The 19,924-nt window shown below is 49.3% G+C and carries 18 protein-coding genes and 1 CRISPR repeat array; of the genes, 1 reads left to right on the top strand and 17 read right to left on the bottom strand.

The window, feature by feature from the left end; translation table 11 throughout:
* Window positions 1-100: 100 nt before the first annotated feature.
* The 15 genes from KTQ90_RS09750 to KTQ90_RS09680 all read right to left on the bottom strand — a co-directional run bounded on the left by KTQ90_RS09750 (window position 101) and on the right by KTQ90_RS09680 (window position 15,450).
* Window positions 101-814: an SDR family NAD(P)-dependent oxidoreductase gene (locus KTQ90_RS09750; protein ID WP_254359565.1), complete on the bottom strand. Its 714-nt coding sequence runs from the start codon at window positions 812-814 to the stop codon at window positions 101-103.
* Window positions 815-916: 102 nt separating this feature from the next.
* Window positions 917-1,483 carry a Crp/Fnr family transcriptional regulator gene (locus KTQ90_RS09745; RefSeq protein WP_217318258.1) on the bottom strand — a complete coding sequence of 189 codons (567 nt, stop codon included), beginning with the start codon at window positions 1,481-1,483 and terminating at the stop codon, window positions 917-919.
* Between the two features lie 198 nt (window positions 1,484-1,681).
* On the bottom strand, window positions 1,682-2,506 hold the full coding sequence (locus KTQ90_RS09740) for a DUF4377 domain-containing protein (protein ID WP_217318257.1): 825 nt from the start codon (window positions 2,504-2,506) through the stop codon (window positions 1,682-1,684).
* Window positions 2,507-3,031: 525 nt separating this feature from the next.
* Window positions 3,032-4,465, bottom strand: a complete 1,434-nt coding sequence (locus KTQ90_RS09735) for an NADH-quinone oxidoreductase subunit N (protein ID WP_217318256.1) — start codon at window positions 4,463-4,465, stop codon at window positions 3,032-3,034.
* Between the two features lie 20 nt (window positions 4,466-4,485).
* Window positions 4,486-5,973 carry a complex I subunit 4 family protein gene (locus KTQ90_RS09730; protein WP_217318255.1) on the bottom strand — a complete coding sequence of 496 codons (1,488 nt, stop codon included), beginning with the start codon at window positions 5,971-5,973 and terminating at the stop codon, window positions 4,486-4,488.
* Between the two features lie 7 nt (window positions 5,974-5,980).
* Window positions 5,981-7,993: an NADH-quinone oxidoreductase subunit L gene (nuoL, locus tag KTQ90_RS09725; protein ID WP_217318254.1), complete on the bottom strand. Its 2,013-nt coding sequence runs from the start codon at window positions 7,991-7,993 to the stop codon at window positions 5,981-5,983.
* Between the two features lie 7 nt (window positions 7,994-8,000).
* A complete protein-coding gene (gene nuoK, locus KTQ90_RS09720) occupies window positions 8,001-8,309 on the bottom strand; it encodes an NADH-quinone oxidoreductase subunit NuoK (protein ID WP_007897385.1) in 309 nt (102 codons plus the stop codon).
* A gap of 3 nt (window positions 8,310-8,312) precedes the next feature.
* Window positions 8,313-8,831, bottom strand: a complete 519-nt coding sequence (locus tag KTQ90_RS09715) for an NADH-quinone oxidoreductase subunit J family protein (RefSeq protein ID WP_217318253.1) — start codon at window positions 8,829-8,831, stop codon at window positions 8,313-8,315.
* Window positions 8,832-8,844: 13 nt separating this feature from the next.
* Entirely contained in the window at window positions 8,845-9,381 is a 537-nt protein-coding gene (locus KTQ90_RS09710; RefSeq protein ID WP_022158659.1) for a NuoI/complex I 23 kDa subunit family protein, read from the bottom strand.
* Between the two features lie 18 nt (window positions 9,382-9,399).
* On the bottom strand, window positions 9,400-10,485 hold the full coding sequence (gene nuoH / locus KTQ90_RS09705) for an NADH-quinone oxidoreductase subunit NuoH (protein WP_217318252.1): 1,086 nt from the start codon (window positions 10,483-10,485) through the stop codon (window positions 9,400-9,402).
* Between the two features lie 21 nt (window positions 10,486-10,506).
* Window positions 10,507-12,078, bottom strand: coding sequence for an NADH-quinone oxidoreductase subunit D-related protein (locus KTQ90_RS09700; RefSeq protein ID WP_217318251.1), 1,572 nt, complete (start codon window positions 12,076-12,078; stop codon window positions 10,507-10,509).
* Between the two features lie 18 nt (window positions 12,079-12,096).
* Entirely contained in the window at window positions 12,097-12,810 is a 714-nt protein-coding gene (locus KTQ90_RS09695) for an NADH-quinone oxidoreductase subunit B (RefSeq protein WP_022158662.1), read from the bottom strand.
* Window positions 12,801-13,151 (bottom strand): NADH-quinone oxidoreductase subunit A, encoded by a 351-nt coding sequence (locus KTQ90_RS09690; protein ID WP_217318250.1) that lies wholly within the window; start codon window positions 13,149-13,151, stop codon window positions 12,801-12,803. The genes KTQ90_RS09695 and KTQ90_RS09690 overlap by 10 nt, the downstream gene beginning before the upstream one ends.
* Before the next feature lie 664 nt (window positions 13,152-13,815).
* A complete protein-coding gene (locus tag KTQ90_RS09685) occupies window positions 13,816-14,547 on the bottom strand; it encodes an SDR family NAD(P)-dependent oxidoreductase (protein WP_217318249.1) in 732 nt (243 codons plus the stop codon).
* Window positions 14,548-14,568: 21 nt separating this feature from the next.
* Entirely contained in the window at window positions 14,569-15,450 is an 882-nt protein-coding gene (locus tag KTQ90_RS09680; protein ID WP_217318248.1) for a DUF3298 and DUF4163 domain-containing protein, read from the bottom strand.
* 293 nt (window positions 15,451-15,743) lie between these two features.
* Here KTQ90_RS09680 and KTQ90_RS09675 point away from each other — a divergent pair, with 293 nt between their 5' ends.
* Window positions 15,744-16,061, top strand: coding sequence for a heavy metal-binding domain-containing protein (locus KTQ90_RS09675; protein WP_022158665.1), 318 nt, complete (start codon window positions 15,744-15,746; stop codon window positions 16,059-16,061).
* 157 nt (window positions 16,062-16,218) lie between these two features.
* Window positions 16,219-18,414: direct repeats of the CRISPR family, unit length 47 nt; unit sequence GTTGTGATTTGCTCAGAATTAACTACCTTTGCGGTAGAATCACCAAC.
* A 150-nt stretch (window positions 18,415-18,564) separates the two neighbouring features.
* Here the strand turns inward: KTQ90_RS09675 and cas2 are convergent.
* Both cas2 and cas1 read right to left on the bottom strand, forming a co-directional pair.
* Window positions 18,565-18,897, bottom strand: coding sequence for a CRISPR-associated endonuclease Cas2 (gene cas2, locus KTQ90_RS09670; RefSeq protein ID WP_217318247.1), 333 nt, complete (start codon window positions 18,895-18,897; stop codon window positions 18,565-18,567).
* Between the two features lie 19 nt (window positions 18,898-18,916).
* Window positions 18,917-19,861, bottom strand: coding sequence for a type II CRISPR-associated endonuclease Cas1 (gene cas1, locus KTQ90_RS09665; RefSeq protein WP_217318246.1), 945 nt, complete (start codon window positions 19,859-19,861; stop codon window positions 18,917-18,919).
* Window positions 19,862-19,924 lie beyond the last annotated feature (63 nt).

Raw genomic sequence — 19,924 nt, 5'->3', positions numbered from 1 at the left:
AGTACAAACAGTATTCATAAATAATCCTCCATACATTTTAATACCGCAAATCTACAACATTAAATCCAAACAGCAAAATCTTTTTATAAAATGTTAGAAGCTACATTCGTTTGAAGATATAAAAGGGCAGAATTCTGTATAACAGAGCAAGTATGTGCCATCGTTTGGTGACATATACTTTTGACTTCTTCCTGCTAATAGCTGAAATGATTTGAGCAGCAACTTTCTCTACCGACATCACCCAAAACAAACCTTCTCCCTTTGCCATAGCTGTGTCAACAAGACCTGGTCTGACATCTGTTACGGTTATGCAACCACCATTTCTGAAAGCCTTCTTGCGTATTGCTTCCATATAATTAATTTGGTAGGCTTTTGTTGCGCTATAGGCTGGTGCAGCCGGTTCGCCTCGCAATCCACCAGCAGAAGTTATAGCTACAAGATGACCATAACCTTGTTGTTCAAAAATGCAATACAATCTATCAATAACATATGTCCAACCAACAACATTTGTATCAATGGCGGGACGCTCAATCGCATAGTCAAGCGTGGCATTAATGTCACCAACGCCTGCACACATAATAGCAAGGTCTAAGTGACCGAACTCTTTTAGAAGAGTATTTATCGCTTGTTCTGTCTCATTTAAGTTTGTGACATCTGCTTTTGAAACAATGGTTTTGGAAGGATACTGCTGGCTTAATTCATTAAGCAGGTTTGTTCGCCGACCTACAATGCCAATACGATTATCTGCATTGGCATACTTCACAAAAAGAGCTTTACCAATACCAGAGGTAGCTCCGATTATAAGAATATTCATACTGTATTTTTTGTGCAAAGTTAATGCTTGCCCATTAAAAACAGCACGTGTTCCAAGACTATAAAACATTATAAGGGCAAACTCTCAAAGTGTTTTGAGAGTTTACTCTCCAAAAGTAAATTCCCTACGTATATTGCTTATAGTTGTTGGTGTAACTTTCAGATAAGAGGCTATATCCTTCAAGTTAATGCTTTGAACTAATTCCGGACAACGAATTAGCAAACGCTTATATCGTTCTCTGGTTGTCATACGATAGGTATCAAGATATTGTGCATAAACTTGAGCAAAAAGGTTATCGGATATGGCCTGTTTGAGTCCTTTCGTATGTAAGGAATCCAATAAGTTATCCAGTTCTTTCCCTAATATTTGGAATATCTTACACGTTGTTCCAGCCACAATAGTCAACTCTGACTTTCTGCCAGTAAGACAATTCGGATAGTCAGCCACAAGCTCTCCTTCGAAGGCAAAACCAGTACAGTAGTCTTTACCTTCCTCTTCGTTATTCACCATATACTTGAAGCATCCACACTCCACATAAGCTACATATTTTGACGGCTTGCCTGCATCCTCAAATATCTCACCACGCTTCAATAAGCGTTCTTCTCCATGTTCCATGCAGTAATGACGCAGAGAATCCAAATCAAGTCCATCCTGATATAAATTGAACATCTTCACTTATGATTTCTTTGGGCAATATGATATAATTACTGCATACATATCACCCTCATTCTTTTGAAATAAAACATTATAAACTTAAGTAGCTCACATAAATCCAAACAGCAAAATCTTTTCGGAGACTTATTGCTGTTTGGATTCTCGACAGACGGCTATATAAAAACGAGTTGGTGATAATATCTGCCAGCCATCTTATTGCTTTTCGACTGCAAACTCGAGTTTCTGGAGTCCTTTCTTGTGAATGTTAGCGAGGACGAGCGAGTAACGCACCGACTCACCAGGCTGCATCGACTTGATCTTGCTGAATTCTTCTTCAGGCACTACATCCTTGAACATCGGACCGTCGGAATTGTTGTATACCAAACGCAACTGGTCGGCGAAGGGAGTGACTACGAACGAATAGTACGCCTGATAGGGTATCGACTGGAACTTATTCCAATTGGCATCGGCTTTGTCAAGGATATTGTCGAGCCAAATGCGTGCCGACTTGTAGGAGGGCAGCTTGCGTCCGTCGGCGTAGAAGATGGCGCCGTCGGCGTTGACGAGATACTTGGTGCTAATGGAATACTTCGTGAAAGGGCACAAGTCGTTGTACTTGATGTCTGCCTCCGACTTGATGTCGTTGTCGACCTTCGTACTGGGTTCGGCTACGAGTCGGTCTTGAAGTATGCGTATCAGCTTGTAGGTGCGATTAGAACCGTCGGCGGGCGGGTTGGCAAGTATTGTTCGCTTTACGGAGAGATAGTATTCGTGACCTCGCTCGTAGGTGAAGCCTTCGATGCGGTTCATGCCTAAACGTTCTATCTGGTTTGGATTGTCGTCGGTCTTGACGAGCAGGCATTCTATCGGGTACTCCTGCTTGTCGTCAAACAGAGGGTACATGATGCCGGTTTCGGGCAAAACGTTCATTCTGATTTCCTTGACGCGGTCTTTCGGCTCGTCATCGGTGCAGGCAGCAAGTGCTGTCGTTAAAAGGAATAGCACAAGGAGCATTCCTTCATAAACTTTGGATTTCATAATTTATGGTTTTTAAAAATAAAATTTTACTCAACGTTTCGCATGTCTTTGGTATGCTGTCTATCTATAAAATGCTCTTTCCTGCGAAATCTTGCCTGTAGCGTACCGTTTTTTCATCATATTGCTCGATTTTACACAATTACCACGCTGCAAAAACATAATTACCGCGCTGTGGTTATATCGTTACCACGCAAAGGGAACAGCGTTACCGTGGGGTTATTGCGCTGTTTGTTCTGAATGTGATTATCTCACTGCAAATCTACAACAATAAATACAAACGGCAAAATGTTTGACTGACTAATCAAACGGCTATAAAACAAAAAACGACCAAAGAAAAAAACGGTTGGCAAATCGCTATTAACGAGTTGCCAACCGTTTTTTGAGTTTTGAATTTTGAGTTTTGAGTTTTGAATTGTCGGCTACGCCGATTAGGAATTGTTCAATGTTGAATTAATAATTCACAACTCATCAATTCAAAATGCGCAAAGCGTATAATTCAAAATTCAAAACTCAAAATTCAACATTCTACATCGCAGATGTAGCCACTACGAGCCATCCGTAGACGCAGCTGCATACGCCGAAGAGGAGTACGCCTGCGGTGCAGAGGGCGAGTGCTGTGCGTGTAGCGCAGTCGCTCTTGAACGGAGCGAGCGGAGCATCGGTCTTGTTGATGTACATGCACTTTACAATCTTCAGATAGTAGTAGAGTGACGGTACGGTGTTGATCAATGCAAGGAACACTACTGCGTATGCGATGTTAGAGCCCTGCTCGGCTGCTGCCATGAACACGAAGAACTTGCAGAACATACCTGCGAACGGCGGGATGCCTGCGAGCGAGAACAGAGCGAGTGTCATGAGGAACGAGAGCTTCGGGTTGGTGGTGTAGAAGCCGTCGAATACAGACATCTCGGTGTTGCCCTTGCCGCGTGTCTCAACAACGTTGATGATGGTGAACACTGCCATGTTGGCTGCTACGTAGATGAGCACGTAGTACATGAGCGCCGGCAGACCCATTGCGCCGTTGCCTACCGCTGCAAGCATGATGTAGCCTGCCTGCGAGATAGAGCTGAACGCCATGAATCGCTTGAGCTCTGTCTGGCGGAGTGCGAAGAGGTTGGCGATGGTGATGGTGAGGACGATGATGATGTACATCAGCATCTCCCAGTACTCTACCATCGGTGCGAACACCTTGGTGAGGATTGTCATCAAAGCGAACGCTGCTGCGCCCTTAGACACTACGCTCAGATAGCCTGTTACGGCTGTAGGAGCGCCCTGGTATGTGTCGGCTGTCCAGAAGTGGAACGGCACGAGCGAAATCTTGAAGCCGAGACCGCTGAAGAAGAACACGAGACCCATGATGGTGAGCGGTGTCGCTGTGATCTGCGCCATTACGTCGTCGAAGTAGAGTGTGCCGCAAGCTCCGTAGATGAACGAGATGCCGTAGAGCATCACGCCGCTTGAGAACGTAGCGGTGAGGACGAACTTGGCTGCGCCCTCTGCCGACTCCTTCTTGAACTTGTCGAAGGCAACGAGGCATGCCATAGGCACTGATGCCATCTCCAAGCCGAGGAAGAACATGAGGAAGTGGCCTGACGAAATCATCATGTACATACCGAGCAAGGTAGAGATGATGAGCTCATAGAACTCGCCCTCCTTGTTCTGCACGTCCTTCTGCTCGAGCCACGACTGTGCCATCACTACCACGATGAACGCACCGGCGGTAAGGATAACCTTCATCACCTGCGCTGCTGCAGTGGCGGTGTAGAGTCCGGCGAAAGCCTCTGCAGGCTCTGCGGTGAAGCAGACTGCAATCTGAGCTACCAACAGCAGACCTGTCAGCAGGCTCAAGGTAGTATGTTTCTTCTCGCCCTTCAGGATGAGGTCGGCGAGGAATACTATCACAAGGGCTGCCATGAGGCCAGCCTCGGGTATCATATTAAAAAACTGACTATAATCCATTTTTTACTGCTGAACTGTTATTAAAGTGTTGGAATTACGCTGAGGATTGGTACTACGGCATTGCTGATAACATGGCTTGCCCAGATCGGGAACGAACCCAGACCTGCAACGCAGAAGATGAGGCAGCATACAGCGAAGCGCTCGTCCCATGTAGCGTCGGTGAGCTCCTCGAAGTGCGGGTTCTTCACCTTCTCGAAGAGGATGAAGCCCACGGTACGGAGGATGTACACAGCGGTCACAACGATTGAGGTGATAGCGATGACGGTGCAGCAACGGTGGAATGTGTCGGCATTCTCGAACGAACCGTTGAAGATGGTCATCTCGGCGATGAAGCCTGAGAAGCCCGGCAAACCGAGGTTAGCCAAACCTGCAATCACGTAGCCTACAGAGAGGAACGGCATAATCTTCATCAAACCGCCAAGCTCACGGATGTCACGTGTGTGTGTACGACCGTAGATCATACCGATGAGGGCGAAGAAGAGGGCTGTCATCAAACCGTGAGAGAGCATCTGGAGGATAGCACCCGTGCAGCTCACCTTGGTCATCATCAAGAGTGCGAAGAGCACCAAGCCACAGTGAGACACTGATGAGTAAGCGTTGATGAACTTCAAGTCGGTCTGTACGCAAGCCGAGAACGCACCGTAAACGACAGAGATGGTTGTGAGGATAAGGAATATCCAAGCCAAGTCGTTAGCTGCCTGCGGCAGGAGGAACATTGCGATGCGGAAGCAGCCGTAGCCGCCGAGCTTCATGAGCACACCTGCGTGGAGCATAGACACTGATGTCGGGGCGCAACCGTGACCGATAGGAGACCATGTGTGGAACGGGAACAACGCGCCAAGCACGCCGAAACCGATGAACACAAACGGGAACAACACGTTCTGAACGGCTGCCGGGATGTGGTTGTTGTGCGCAATCTCAAGGATGCTCATCGTAGAAGCACCGTTGAAGAAGTAGATGCCTACCAAGCCAAGGATGATGAGCGCAGAACCGCCCATAAGCATCAACGTAAGCTTCATGGCTGCATACTCCTTGCGACCCGAACCCCAGAAACCAATGAGAAGGTACATCGGGATGAGTGCCACCTCGTAGAACATGAACATAGTGAAGAGGTCGATCGAGATGAAGAAACCGTAAACACCTGTCGAGAGAAGAGTGAACCACATGAAGAACTCCTTGGTGAGGGGTTTGAGCTTCCATGAAGCGAATGTACCGGTGAAGACGATGATGCTCGAAAGCAGCAACATCACAACAGAGATACCGTCTACACCAACCTCATAGTTGATGTGCAAAGCCGGGAACCACGCAGTAGAGGCATGGAGAATCATCTCCTCGGTGTTGCCGCCAGCGCGCTCGCTGATGAAGTGGAGCGTGAGCCATACGCTCATTGCCAAGAGGCAAGATGAACCGGCAACCATCACACCACGCACCTGATTGACGTTGCGTGCGATCCACAGACCGAGCAGCATCAACGCAGGGATTACTACGAATAAACTTAATATATTCATATTCTAATTATAAGCAAAGTAATAATAATGTTAAAGCTACCGTACCTGTGATGAACCAAACGGCATACTGGCGAACGTCGCCGCTCTGCCATGGGCGGATGGTCTCACCTGCCTCGTTAGCACCCCAAGCAGTGAAGTCGATAAGACCGTTGATGATCTTCTCGTCGATCCACTGTACCGGACGGCTGACGTAGCGGAACAGAATCTTGTGAGTAACAAACTGGTAAACCTCGTCCATGTAGAAGCGCTTGTAAGCCCAACGATGCAGACGCGGGAATGTAGCGTACAGCTTGTCGGCGATAGGCTGCTTCTCACCCTTGTAGATATATGTAGCAAGGGCGATAGAGAGGATAGCGATCACTGTAGATGTAGCAGCCACCTGCGGGTCGAAGTGAACGGTGTAGGCTGTGCCTGCAGCGCTCACGATAGAGCCGAAGCTTGCCCAGCTCCAGTCGCAGAAGCCGCCGAGTGTGGTAACAACACCAACACCTACGGTGACGATGCTCAGGAACACGAGAGGGAAGGTCATTGTAGCCGGAGCCTCGTGCGGTGTGTGGTGAGCATGCAGCTCCTTGTTCTCTGTACCCCAGAAGATGCCGTAGTAGAGGCGGAACATGTAGAACGCTGTCATAGCGGCTACGCCTGTCATCCACCAGCCGCAGAGCGGTGAGTACTCGAAGCAAGCAGTGATGATCTCGTCCTTAGAGCTGAAGCCCGAGAAGAACGGGATACCTGCGATAGCGAGGCAAGAGATGAGGAATGTGATGTGTGTGATAGGCATGTACTTGCGCAGACCGCCCATTGCAGACATCTCGTTAGAGTGAACAGCATGGATGATGCAACCAGCTCCGAGGAACAGACAAGCCTTGAACATGGCGTGTGTGAACAGGTGGAACATAGAAGCCATGTAGCCAAGCTGTGCATGGTTGTCGAGAGCCGCACCGTGGTGACCCGGCAGACATACGCCGAGTGCTACCATCATGAACGCAATCTGAGAGATTGTAGAGAATGCAAGCACACGCTTGATGTCGCTCTGTGCGCAAGCAACGGCTGCTGCGTAGAAGGCTGTGAAAGCACCTACGATAACGACTACCTCAAGAGCCTGCGGAGCGTACTCGATCCATACCGGGAAAAGACGTGCAATCTGGAACACACCTGCAACGACCATGGTAGCGGCGTGGATAAGTGCAGATACCGGTGTCGGACCTTCCATTGCGTCCGGCAACCAGATGTGCAACGGGAACATTGCCGACTTACCTGCACCACCGATGAACATAAGCACAAGGGCTGTAGGCAGAATCATGCCGCCTGCAGCAAGAGCGCGTGCGCTGTCAGCAACGGTGAAGGCAGAAGCGCCTGCGCCGTAAGCAATCTCTGTTCCGGTGAACGAGAAGTTGTAGCTTCCTGTGTAGTAGCCGAAGATGAGAATACCGATGAGGAAGAACATATCGGCGAAGCGTGTCACGATGAACGCCTTCTTAGAAGCGTGAACGGCTGCGTGCAGAGTGTAGTAGAAGCCAATGAGGAGGTAAGAGCTTACACCCACAAGCTCCCAGAACATGTACATCTGGAAGATGTTTGTAGCAAGCACGAGTCCGAGCATTGACATCGTGAAGAGAGAAAGGAAAGCGTAGTAGCGCTGGAAGCCTTTCTCACCGTGCATGTAGCCGAACGAGTAGATGTGCACCATAAGGCTGACCGTAGAGATGACGATGAGCATCATCACCGAAATCGGGTCGAGCAGCACACCGAGGTCGAAGTGCAGATGGCCCAGCGGCAACCATGTAACGTTGTAGGGAACGAAGGTTGCGAAGGTGCCGTCGGCAAGACGGTCGGCTGTGAAATACTGGAACGCAGTGTAGTAGCTGAGTGCTGCCACCAAGCCCAGAGAGCAGGTGCCAATCAGTCCGGCTGTCTTATGCGACCAGGAATACTTCTTATTCACGAATTCTGGCAGACCGATAACCAGGAAGCTGATCAGCGGCAACAGAAGAATCCATATTGAATATGTAAAATCCATAATCTAATTAATATTTCATGTTTTCAATACTGTTCACCTGATCGCTGTGGAAATTGCGGTAAACGTTAATAATAATCGCGATAGCTACGGCGCTCTCTGCTGCGCTCACGCCGATTGAGAAGAGGGTCATGAAGAAGCCCTCGAACTCGCCGGGGAAGAGCAGGCGGTTGAAAGCCGCAAAGTTCAGGTCTACTGCGTTGAGCACGAGCTCTATAGAGACGAGCATGGCTATCAGGTTGCGGCGTGTTACGAAGCCGTATACGCCGATGAAGAACAGAAGTGCGCTAAGCACGAAATAACATTCTACTGGTACCATAATTTACTTGTCCTCCTTTTCTTTACGTGCTACAACGATTGCGCCAATGATACATGCCAGCAGGAATACTGAGATGAACTCGAAGGGCAATACATACTGATACTTTTCTGAACCGAGAAGAGCCTCGCCGATGGTCTGCATGGGCACCTCGCCGCCGTCAAGAGCTACAGAGAGGAAACCATTCTTGAGCTGTACACCGGCTACGGTAGCCAGACCTACGAGGCAGATGAGTGCGTAAGAGAGGGCACGACAGCCCTTAATGCGCTCTACCAGTCCCTGGAGTGTGCGCTTGCTTACGAGCTGCACGGCGAAGATGTACATCATCACCATACCGCCAGCGTAGACGCTGATCTGTGCTGCACCGAGATAGGTGTAGTCGAGCAGGAAGTAGAGACCTGCCACTCCGAGGAGTACGAAAAGCAGGAATGTGACCGAACGCATGATGCGCTTTGTGGTCACGCACATGACAGCCGATCCGAGGATTACTACTGCCAAGATGCAAAACATTACTATACTTGCCATATTTTCTTACTCCTTATTTTGTTTTGGTGTTAAACGTTCCGATTTCGAAGTCGGCGCCGCCGTCGATGATGTTAGGCAGCGAGCCGCCCTCGTACACTTCCTTGTCGAGGTGAAGCACGAGTGCTTCGCGGTCGAATACCGAGTTCTCGAAATCGTTTACAAATTTGATTGCGCCGAAGTTGCAGGCGTTCACGCAGAGCTCGCAGAACATGCAGTCGCCGAGGTCGTACTGATAGTCGACGAGCTGCTTTTTCTTCTTGCCTGTCTCCGGGTTCTCAACCATCTGCGACACGATCTTGATGGTGCCGTTCGGGCAAGCCTTCTCGCAGAGTGTACAAGCAGTACACTTCACGGCGCCGTTCTCGTCGCGGTTCATCACCAGACGTCCGCGGTGGCGTGCTGCTACGTGCAGTGTGGTCTTGCGGTTCTCGGGATACTGCTCAGTGCTCTTCGGTGTGAAGTACTCCTTCCAGGTGGTCTTCATACCTACGGCGAGAGTCTTCACAGCAGCTCCGATTTCTCCGAAATATGATTTTTTGTTTTCTTCCATTGTTTTAATGATGTGTTTTTAGAAGTGCCAACCGAATGCCACAACTACAGTCATGAGAATCAAGTTGATAAGACACAAAGGCATCAAGTACTTCCACTCGAGCTTCAGTATCTGGTCGACACGCAGACGCGGGAATGTCCAGCGCACCCACATGAGCAGCCATACTACGGCGAATGTCTTTCCGAGGAACCATACGATGCCGGGGATGAAGTTGAGCACGTTGTCAACTGCCTCAACGCCGATGTTGAACGGAGCCCAGCCGCCGAGGAACACTGTGGTGGCGATTGCCGAAACTACGAAGAGGTTGAGGTACTCGGCGAGGTAGTAGAAGCCGAAGCCCATACCCGAATACTCGGTGTGATAGCCGGCTGTAAGCTCCGACTCAGCCTCAGCCAAGTCGAACGGGCCGCGGTTTGCCTCGGCGTTGCCTGCTACGAGGAACACGAGGAAGGCGATGATAGCCGGGATGTGTCCCTTGAAGATTAGCCAGCCGAAAGCGCCGGTCTGTGCCTCTACGATGCCCGATACCCGCATTGTGCCGGTGAGCACAACGGCGGTAATGAGGCAGAGAGCGAGTGACATCTCGTATGAGATGAGCTGCACGGCGCCACGCATAGCCGAAACTACCGAATACTTGTTGTTAGAGCCCCAACCTGCCATGAAGATGCCCACGATGCCGATGCTCGAGATAGCCGACATGAGGAACAGGCCTACGTTGAAGTCGAGCACCTGAGCGCCGTTGTTCCACGGGAGGAACGAGAAGGTGCCCACGGAAGCGATGATCACGAGGAACGGAGCAACATAGTAGAGCACCTTGTCGGCGCCGTCTACTGAGAAGATCTCCTTGATGAGCATCTTAAGCACGTCGGCGAACACCTGGAATATACCCCAAGGACCTACGCGCATCGGGCCAAGACGACACTGGAAGTAGGCGCAGACCTTACGCTCCATGAAGATCAAGATGATGGCGAGGATGGCGTAACCTGCGAGAATGCAGACACCAACCAGGATGCACTCGATCAGTATTGTCCAGAAATCTCCAAGACCGCAGGTCTGTGAGAGGAGATTGTGGAACCAGTTTGTTACTATACTAAAGTCAAACATTTCTTTTAATTTATGATTTCGTTAACGGTCGATGTCAGGAATTACGAAGTCGATAGCCGCACCGGTGGTGATGAGGTCGGCAATCTTCTGTCCGCGAAGCATCGGGTCGAGAGCGCCGGTCAGTGTCAGACCCATCGGACGCATCTTCATACGGTAAGGACTCTTGTCGCCCTTAGAGTGGAGATATACGCCAAACTCGCCGCTGGCTCCCTCTACAGAGAAGTACCACTGTCCCTCGGGCACCTTGATGATTGGCTTCTGCTTAACGTAGAAGTCGCCCTCCGGAATGTTGTCGATGAGCTGCTCGATGATGTTAAGGCTCTGATAGAGCTCCTTAATGTGGCAGTAGTAGCGGTCCATTGAGTCGCAACCGGTCATTGTAATCTCCTCCCACTCTACCTTGTCGTAGAGATCGTACGGGTGGCGCTTACGTGTATCGTTCTTCCAGCCTGCGGCACGTCCTGCCGGACCTGTCACGGCGTAGTTGATACAGTCTTCGCGTCCCATCGGACCAACGCCTACCAAGCGGTTGTGTGTGATTACGTTGTCGCCGAACACGTCGAGATACTCCTGAATCATCGGACGCAGATACTTGCAGAGCTTCTTTGTGTTCTCTACGAACTTCGGGTCGATGTCTGCCTGGCATCCGCCGATGCGGTAGTAGTTCTGGATGAGTCGTCCGCCGGTGGTCTCCTCCATCACGTTGAGCACGTGCTCGCGGTCGCGCATGCAGTAGAGGAACGCTGTGAGGGCGCCCAAGTCCTGCGCTGTACAGCCGAGGTAGAGCAAGTGGGAGTCGATACGCTGCAGCTCGTCCATGATGGTGCGGATGTAGTGGATGCGGTCGGTAAGCTCAACGCCTATACCCTCCTCGATGACGCCTACGAGAGCGTGGCGGTGCATCATGGCAGAGAGGTAGTTGAGACGGTCGGTGAGAGCGAGTGTCTGCGGATAGGTCATGCCCTCCCACATCTTCTCGATGCCGCGGTGGATATAGCCCAGGTGCGGATAGATGCGCTTCACCTTCTCGCCGTCGAGAACGGTCTGCAAGCGGAGCACACCGTGTGTAGACGGGTGGTTAGGGCCGATGTTCACAACGAAGTCGGTGTCCTCGAAGAGGCGCTTCTTTGTAGCTACGAGGTGGCCGTCGGCGTCGAGACTGTACACAACGGTGTAGTCAGACTCGGGCTCGTCGGTAAGCGGGAACTGGTTTGCCTCGGGGCTCATGTCGAAGTCCTTGCGCAACGGATAGCCGTTGAAGTCGGTACGGAGGAACAGACGGCGCATGTCGGGGTGACCCAGGAACTTGATGCCTACGAAGTCGTAGACCTCGCGCTCGAGCAGCTCGGCTGCCTTCCAGAGCTCTACGACGGTAGGAATCACGTCGCTGCCGTCCACCTTCTTTGCGATGGTGCGCACAGAGCAGCGCTCGTTGTTGTCGGTGTTCTCAAGAATGTAGATACATCCCAAGCCTTCCTCGCCGAAGTCCTCGCCGATGATGGTAACAAGGTAGTCGAAATGTTTCTGGTTCTTCAGTTTCGACATCTCACTCGCAAAATTGTCGAATGAGAGTTCTATGTTTTCAAGTTTCATATCTTATACCTTATTATATTAATCAGTTAGACCTTTCTTTGCATCGAAGCCTTCCGGCACCTCGTTCACTACGATTGTCTCGCGCTTTGCTTCGCTGGCGAGAGCCTCGTTGCTCAAGCCGTGCAGACCGCCCTTAGACATAGAGAGTTCTTTCTCCTCATGTGTCATCTTGTGGTTTGCTCCGCCGAAGAACTTCTCGACCTTCACCTTGCGCTGCAGCTGCATCATGCCGTAGAGGATAGCCTCCGGACGCGGAGGACAGCCGGGCACGTATACGTCTACGGGCACAATCTCCGAGATGCCGCGCACTACGTTGTACGACTTCTTGAACGGACCGCCAGAGATAGCGCAACCGCCCACTGCCACAACGTACTTAGGCTCAGCCATCTCGTCGTAGAGACGCTTGAAGACTGGCGCCATCTTGTTGGTGATGGTACCGGCGCACATGATAAGGTCGGCCTGACGAGGAGAGTTACGTGTCACCTCGAAGCCGAAGCGAGAGAAGTCGTAACGGGCGCAACCTACTGCCATGAACTCAATACCGCAGCATGATGTACCGAATGTTAATGACCACAAAGAGTTGGAACGACCCCAGTTGATAGCCTGGTCGAGTGAGCCAACCACTACGTTGACGCCGCCCTCGTGGAGCTCGTCTACGATTGTCTCAAGGCCCTTGTTGTCCTTGAACTCATCGTAAGGAATACTCTTGATGACAGGTTTTCTTACTTCCATTCCAACGCTCCTTTCCGCCAAGCGTATGCAAGGCCAAATACCAATACCAGCATGAAGAAACCAACGCTCGCAAGCGCCATCGCTCCAAACTGCTTGACTACTACTGCCCACGGGTAGAGGAAGAGGGTCTCAATGTCGAACATGAGGAAAAGGATAGCAAAGAGATAGTAGCCAACATGCACCGGAATCCAAGAAGATCCGCGTGTAGGGATACCACACTCAAAGGGCTGACCCTTAACCGGGTTGTACGAACGAGGACCTACGAGTTTCGCAACTACGTACGCACCTACTACCAATACAACAGCCGTCAAGATGACTGTGATTAATAAAATAGAATCCATAAAAATTTTTAAAACAATTTGTTTCTTTTTCTACGTAGAATACCGCTAAGTATTCGAATTGCAATTTTCAGTTTGCAAAGTTAGCAATAATTATTGGATTGTTGAGGGTTTTTACTTAAAAATCTGTAAAGAATAAGCATAGAAAGTTTCTGCCGCTTTCTATGCTTCTATCATCGTGCAGCGAACGGAATCCGATCGGACGGCGAACGGAAACCGATCGGACGGCGGACGGAAACCGATCGGACGGCGGACGGAAACCGATAGGACGGCGGACGGAAACGATAGGGGGTGCAGCTGTCTCAGCTGCACCAACCAAGTAAACTGGCAATCTTATTATCCTCAAACAGATTCCACTCTGATACACACAGATTATCAAGGTGCATAAAATAAAACGCGGATTTATCGGATTAAACGGATGTCGTTAGCCGTAGCGGAGGTCTCCGGCCTCCGCAGCAAGCTGCGATACAATTACTATCCGACTTGGTGTTGCGGAGGCCGGAGACCTCCGCTACGGATGGCGCATCCGTTTGATCCATTGTCAACCCACTCAAGCAGAAATCCGTTAAATCCGCTGTTAATCTCCACGCGCCCAAACATCCGTTTAATCCGTTAAATCCGCTGTTAAACTCCACGCATTCAAGCCTCCGCATATTCCGTGTGACCCTTACTTCACGAACCGCAGCCTTATCCACGCCCAGCGCGGTATCATGCGCCACGCAGCCACGAGCAGCCGATAGCGCCAGTCGATCGTCACCACCTTCTTGCCGCGTTCCACCGCACTCACGATGTCCGCCGCCACGTGCTCAGCCGAGAGCTGCAGCGGGAAATGGCTGCCGGCGATAAGGTCGGTCGCCACGAAGCCCGGTCGTATGTCGGTGATGGCGATGGGCAGGCGACGCATGCTGGCGAGCTGCGCCAGACACTCGAGGTAGTGCGACTGGAAGCGCTTCGTAGCCGAATAGGCTGGCGCAGCACCCAGTCCGCGCGTGCGAGCTATCGACGTGATGCAGGCTATGCGTCCGCGGTGAGCGTTGTCGGCAAACCACTGGTACGCCGAGAGCACCATCCGCGTGAAGCCCACGACGTTGGTCTGCACCGTGCGCATCTCCTTCTCCGCATCGAGCGAGCAGTTCTCCCACCCTATTCCCGAGCTGTGGAAGTAAAGATCCATGCCGCCCAGCTTGCCGATAAGCTCGTGCAAGCCCTCGGTGGCATCGTCGCTGTCAACGTCAATCTGCTGCCACGCCACTATGCCGTCCGTGGTCTCCACTATCTCCTGCAGCCGCTCCACACGCCTGCCGGCTATGCCTACGCTGTAGCCACGCACGGCTAAAAGACGAGCCACTTCAAGCCCTATGCCCGAAGTGGCTCCTATTACTATAGCTTTCTTTGTCATATCGTTCTTTTTATAACCTCTCTATTCAAAAGCCAGCTCAGCCGCCTCCTTTGTGAGGCACGACTTCACGTCCGTGTAAGGCACCGTGAACTCCACCATGCCCAGCGCATACGGACCTATCTCGTACTGCTGATAGACGAAGCGTAAGCCCTCAGGCGTGAGCACCGGCACGGTCGTGGGGAGCGGGATGATGCCGTGCTCCACGAAAAGCATGTTCTGCAGGTCGCTATCCTTTATCTTGCGGTTCTCAGCCTTAGAGATATACTCCTTCACGCCACGGCGCAGGATGGGCTGCAGCGCCTTCTGCTTCAGCGTGTCTACCGTAGCGGCGAGCACCTTGCCCGTAGCCTTAACGATGTTCACCGGGCGACACACAGCCGAGCCGTGCGCTCCGCCGAGGAACACATAGCAGGAGGTCTCGTACGTCAGGTAGCGGTCGGTCTCATACGTCTTGCGTATGCTCAGGTCGTACGAGAGCCCCGCAATGCCCAACTCCTTCAGCTCGGCATATTGCGCCTTCAGATACACATTATTCATATTGCCGTAGAAGTCGACAAGCGCCTTGCCGTCAGCCATCGCACCCTTGTACACAGGCGCCTCGCCGTTCTCCTCCTGCATTGCGGGCAGGTACATACGCACGAGTTCGCCGGCTACGTATCTGCGCACGCCGACCGAGAGCGAGTCGTCGCCCGAAGGATAGTCTACAACTACGCAGCACTTCAACGTCGAATCCTTCTGCTCGCAGAACGCAATGCTGTCCGTTGCGAACGCCGTCTGCTGCAGCACACTGTCCTGCTCCGCCGCAGAGCCCGACTTCGCCGCACGCGACGTGCAGCCGCCAAGCGCCATCAGCGCCATGCCCGCAGCTGCGAGTGTAAAACGTATGTATCTGAATCTTTTCATATCTGTCTTGCTTATTATAAGGTTTAACTGCTTTATAGTTTATCTCTATATTCGCTTAAATTAATAGCAAAATCAAAGTTATATTATTTATTGTTAACCCACAAAATAAACCGCTCATAATTGCGTTTATTTAACGTATCGTGATTGCTGTTCACGATAAAGCGTCGCATGCTGATAGCACAACACAACGCTTGCTGTTAACACAACGCTTGCTGTTAGTACAACGCTTGCTGTTAGTACAACGTATCGCAAACGAATCATTTATAAAACAAACCAAAGAAAGGAACAATACTATGATTTTCTCAACAACACCCACCCTCGAAGGTCACCCCATCCGCGAATATCGCGGCGTAGTAACCGGCGAAACCATCATCGGCGCCAACGTTTTCAAAGACTTCATGGCAGGCTTGCGCGACTTCTTCGGCGGTCGCAGCGGCACCTACGAAAGTGTGCTGCGCGAAGCTAAGGACTCAGCCATGCGCGAAATGGCGCAGCGTGCCGAGAGCCTCGGCTGCAACGCCATCGTAGGCATCGACCTCGACTACGAAACCGTAGGACAGGGCGGATCGATGCTCATGGTGACATGCAGCGGCACAGCGGTGATAATATAAAAGGCAAAAAACAAAGCTGGAAGATGGCTGGAAGATAACCCTCTCATTCAAGTTATCTTCCAGCCCTTATCATATTCACCTCCAACCCATTACGCTATTTCTGGAAGATATGGCAGATTTTTTCACGCACTCGGTTTTTATATCTGCAAGAGTTATTAGTGGAATTTGCTCAGAATTAACTACCTTTGCGGTAGATTCACCAACGCAATAAGCGTGTACCGATTGACAATATCGTTGTGATTTGCTCAGAATTAACTACCTTTGCGGTAGAATCACCAACGTTAAGTTGCCGACTGCAACTAAACCGTAAGTTGTGATTTGCTCAGAATTAACTACCTTTGCGGTAGAATCACCAACCTGCGACCAGTCAATGCCACGCTTTGGGTAGTTGTGATTTGCTCAGAATTAACTACCTTTGCGGTAGAATCACCAACACGAAGCTGGTAGAAATCGAATGTGCTTGCGTTGTGATTTGCTCAGAATTAACTACCTTTGCGGTAGAATCACCAACCGTGCGCTCGCTTCCGCAGTTGGCATGGGCGTTGTGATTTGCTCAGAATTAACTACCTTTGCGGTAGAATCACCAACAGACCGTATAACTAAGCTGGAAGAAGTAAAGTTGTGATTTGCTCAGAATTAACTACCTTTGCGGTAGAATCACCAACATACGCCAGACCTACAGGAGAAAATCGCGAGTTGTGATTTGCTCAGAATTAACTACCTTTGCGGTAGAATCACCAACTCAGAAGACGCATGCATATTAACGTCACCGGTTGTGATTTGCTCAGAATTAACTACCTTTGCGGTAGAATCACCAACTCAAGCCAACATTGCAGAAAGAACCCGACCGTTGTGATTTGCTCAGAATTAACTACCTTTGCGGTAGAATCACCAACAATATTATTGCTACCTTTGCAACAGATAAAGTTGTGATTTGCTCAGAATTAACTACCTTTGCGGTAGAATCACCAACAACGACGAAACTATGGAAATTATAAAGAGTGTTGTGATTTGCTCAGAATTAACTACCTTTGCGGTAGAATCACCAACCCTTTGTGGTGGATAACATGAGAGTTTTAGGTTGTGATTTGCTCAGAATTAACTACCTTTGCGGTAGAATCACCAACGATAAAATAAAGCATCGTTCAAACGGTCAGTTGTGATTTGCTCAGAATTAACTACCTTTGCGGTAGAATCACCAACGGTATTTTGTTATAAAACGCCACTCGGTAGTTGTGATTTGCTCAGAATTAACTACCTTTGCGGTAGAATCACCAACTATTAAGACACTGGAGGGCGTGACAGATAGTTGTGATTTGCTCAGAATTAACTACCTTTGCGGTAGAATCACCAACACGAGTTCCGCACGTTGTACGGATTCGCCCGTTGTGATTTGCTCAGAATTAACTACCTTTGCGGTAGAATCACCAACTTTGCCGCCTGTTCTATCTTCGCCCAGTCTGTTGTGATTTGCTCAGAATTAACTACCTTTGCGGTAGAATCACCAACCAAATCAGAATAAGACAAAACTTCATAACCGTTGTGATTTGCTCAGAATTAACTACCTTTGCGGTAGAATCACCAACATTAGAAGGTGGAATGTCATAAAGGTCATTGTTGTGATTTGCTCAGAATTAACTACCTTTGCGGTAGAATCACCAACTCCTCAACATACTCACGCCAAGAGATATGGGTTGTGATTTGCTCAGAATTAACTACCTTTGCGGTAGAATCACCAACCGCGCAAAGCTTGGAGCAACAAGCGGTGAGTTGTGATTTGCTCAGAATTAACTACCTTTGCGGTAGAATCACCAACAACGTAGATCTGACAGCAGCCGAGGAGGAGTTGTGATTTGCTCAGAATTAACTACCTTTGCGGTAGAATCACCAACGTTGGGCACCGATGGCCATGGACAACAAGAGTTGTGATTTGCTCAGAATTAACTACCTTTGCGGTAGAATCACCAACGGCTGGAGTTTATCACCCAACGACAAGACGGTTGTGATTTGCTCAGAATTAACTACCTTTGCGGTAGAATCACCAACAAACTTTTACTATGGAACTGAAGGAATTTAGTTGTGATTTGCTCAGAATTAACTACCTTTGCGGTAGAATCACCAACACGCGTTTAATCTTAAACACGCTGCAAAGAGTTGTGATTTGCTCAGAATTAACTACCTTTGCGGTAGAATCACCAACTTGCGATTATGATTGAAAAAAGAAATTGTTGTTGTGATTTGCTCAGAATTAACTACCTTTGCGGTAGAATCACCAACTTTCAAGGCGTTTAGCTTCTTCAGCATAAGTTGTGATTTGCTCAGAATTAACTACCTTTGCGGTAGAATCACCAACATAGAATGCGCATTTACTTGTAAATAAGCGAATTAGCATAGTTCTTAGAATTATAAAAAGTTGGTGTTAGAAAGAGGTCTTCTTCAAATTTTAAGAAGACCTCTTTTTCTATTTAATATGACGCTTGGTATTTTTAACAAAGAACGATAGTTAGAAAAGCTCTAATTGTTGACCTGGAGCATTCGGAGTTTGTGGCTTCTTCCCATAAAAAAGCTTAATGTTTCCAAACTGCTTGTCAGTGATGCACATTATTCCGACCTTTCCATATTCAGGAAGAAAAGAGTTGACACGCTTCATGTGGACTTCTGCATTCTCCATACTTGCGCAATGGCGTACATAAATGGAGAACTGAAACATGGTGAAGCCATCTTGTTGCAACCGCTTTCTGAACATGGTGTATTCTTTTATGTCTTTCTTTGTTTCTGTTGGCAAATCAAAAAAAACAAGTATCCACATAACTCGATATTCACTAAAACGATTCATTGCAAAATTATAGTTTAGTTTAGCGTACAGGGTATGCGATGCGTCGCAATTCACCCGTAAAGCATTTGTATAGAGATGCTGTGGTTTGGGTAACAGCCACCATTAGCGGGCTGCGCTTGCCACCTATCACGACATCTAATGTTGGTATTGAGAGCAACAGGGCTTTTATCTCTTTAGACAAGTCGAGATTGTTTATCCCCTTGTCTTTTACTATAGAGTATACGAGTTCGTCTACATAAGGACGATAGGGTTCCATAATATCGTCAGCGAGGCAATAGGCGTTATAGCGATTATGGTGGTGGATGCCGAGGGTCGGTAACATTCCGCTTGACACCAATGCACGTGCAACAATAGCACGCAGTATGGCATATCCGTAATTCAGTAGATTGTTTGGTGCTTCGCCTTCTCTACTTCGCGTAAAGTCTTCCAAACCATCAATACCGGCAAATAGGTTCTTCCAATAATATGCTGCGGCACGCCCTTCGACGTTATCAGGATCTCCACTGCGCACATCGTCAGCCCAACGTAGCATTGTTGGGGAGTTTTTGCCAGTGCATGTAGCAAGGGCAGCAGCCTGATTGCTGATTTTCATTTTTACCGTCTGCTGCCATAGTTGTTTCTTCAATGGCTGAGAAGCATCCAACTGGTCACGGAAACGCTCGTTTTGTGTGGAGTTGCCATAAAGTGGAAGCATAAGACCTACGGGCAGACTATGCGAATCGCAGGTGATGACGGCACAGTTGTTTTCGAGCAGAGACTCAAGTAGCCCTTGAGTGATTGTGATGCGTCGGTTGTCAAGCACAACGACTCCAATATCTTCTATGGGCTTTGTTATTTCTGCCTGTTTTTTTATTTGGTCGGGCAAATTGCTGTCGGTTTCCACTTCTGGCAGTTTTATGACCATTTGCCCCATTCGTAATGAAAGATACGCTGGGTTGCCAAAATAAAGAGTCTTCTTAATCATAGGGTGTTACCTGTTGGCGGAATTAATTTAGTGCATACTTAATTCTGCCAATGGGCTTGTCGT

Source organism: Leyella stercorea (assembly GCF_019052365.1).
GTDB lineage: Bacteria > Bacteroidota > Bacteroidia > Bacteroidales > Bacteroidaceae > Prevotella.
This window is presented reverse-complemented; position numbering and strand designations above follow the sequence as displayed.